Source organism: Planktotalea sp. (genome assembly GCF_049680325.1).
GTDB lineage: Bacteria > Pseudomonadota > Alphaproteobacteria > Rhodobacterales > Rhodobacteraceae > Planktotalea.
Genome location: NZ_JBAUHO010000318.1, coordinates 1 through 1715 on the forward strand (window position 1 = coordinate 1; position 1715 = coordinate 1715).

Sequence of the window (1715 nt, forward strand, 5' to 3'; positions counted from 1 at the left end):
GGTCGCCAGATCTGGCGCGGGGAATTGGCCGAGTTTTCTGCCCGCACCATTGTGAATTCCAAGGGCTAAGCCCTGCGGAAAACTCCCCGCATCAGAACCGAGTTTGTGACTTTTAGCGCTTTCGGAAAAAGCTGGAACACATAACGCTGCATGAAATCACAGATTTCAGCGCGTAACGCGATACCAAATGTCTCAGGTATTCCGAGAAGTGCATTAAACGGCTTCTTTGACCGCACTCAGGAATTGCTGTGTGCGCTCCCTTTGTGGATTGCCAAACAGCTCTGCTGGCGGGCCCTGTTCTTCGATCTTGCCATTGTAGAAAAAGCAAACCCGGTCGGAAATATCGCGGGCAAAACCCATTTGATGCGTCACCATCAGCATGGTCAGGTTATGCTCGGACACCAGTTTGCGAATGACATTTGTGACCTCACCAATCACTTCGGGATCAAGCGCTGACGTCACCTCATCAAACAGCATCACTTTGGGTCGCATGGCCAATGCACGTGCAATTGCAACGCGTTGCTGTTGCCCACCTGACAGGCGCGAGGGATGTTGGTCTTTCTTGGCGATCATCCCGACCAGTTCCAACAGATCCTCGGCGCGTGCACGCGCCTCTTCGCGTGAGACGCCAAGAACCTGAACTGGGCCCTCCATACAGTTTTCCAAGGCAGTCATGTGCGGGAACAGATTGAAATGCTGAAAACACATCCCGATATCGGCGCGTCGTTCGCGCAAGTGGCGTTGATTTGCTGGGATAAGTTTGCCGTTCTGGGGCATATGGGTCAGCGGTTTGCCATCCACATAGATGACGCCCTTGTTGATCTGCTCAAGCGTCATCAGCATACGCAAAACCGTGGTCTTGCCTGACCCTGAGGGGCCAATGATTGACACCATTTCCCCGGCAGCAACGTCAAGATCAAGGTTGTCAAGAACCACCAGAGATCCATAGGCCTTGTGCACTTTCCTAAAGCTGACCATCGGTTTTGTGTCGCCCGAAATTTCAAGCGGATAGCTGGACATATCTTCCATTTTTACATTCCCATTTTGCGACGGACATAGCCTTCGAATGCCCGGATCAGACCGGCCGAAGGAAGCGAGATCGCCAAAAATATGATGCCAACCATCGTGTAGGGTTCGAGAAACCGATAGTTTTCGGAGCCGATGGCATTGGCCGTGTGGATCAGTTCGGCAACGCCGATAACCGACAGCATTGGTGTATCTTTGAAGATACCAACCAGATAGTTGCCCAAACCCGCCAAAGCGGGCGGAATGGCCTGCGGAATAACAATGCGGCGGTACGTCTGCAAAACTGACATGTTCAGCGCTGTCGCAGCTTCCCATTGGCCGCGCGGCACGCTTTCGATGCCGCCGCGATAGACCTCTGACAGGTAGCACGAGTAATGCAGACCGATAGCAATCATGCCTGACATCCATGGGCTCAGACGCAGACCAAATTGCGGGCCGACATAAAAGATAAAAAAGATCTGCAAAAGCAGTGGCGTGGAGCGGATGAACTCAACAAGCTCTCGGATCACAAAGGTCACGACGCGGTAAGGGCTACGTTGTCCCAAGGCGAGGAACAGTCCCAGCACGAGGGCAAGTCCATAGCCGGCCCCGGCCGCGATCAGGGTATTCCCGGTCGCCTGAATAAGACGCGGCAGGATTTCCCAGACGAATTCCCATTTCCAATCAAACATGGATCATGTCCTCCCCAG

The 1715-nt window shown here is 53.4% G+C and carries 2 protein-coding genes; both read right to left on the reverse strand.

Annotation, left to right across the window (positions count from 1 at the left end):
* Positions 1 to 213: 213 nt before the first annotated feature.
* Positions 214 to 1029 carry an ectoine/hydroxyectoine ABC transporter ATP-binding protein EhuA gene (gene ehuA, locus WBC85_RS14415; RefSeq protein ID WP_424438676.1) on the reverse strand — a complete coding sequence of 272 codons (816 nt, stop codon included), beginning with the start codon at positions 1027 to 1029 and terminating at the stop codon, positions 214 to 216.
* 2 nt (positions 1030 to 1031) lie between these two features.
* Positions 1032 to 1697: an ectoine/hydroxyectoine ABC transporter permease subunit EhuD gene (gene ehuD, locus WBC85_RS14420; RefSeq protein ID WP_424438679.1), complete on the reverse strand. Its 666-nt coding sequence runs from the start codon at positions 1695 to 1697 to the stop codon at positions 1032 to 1034.
* Between the last annotated feature and the right edge of the window lie 18 nt (positions 1698 to 1715).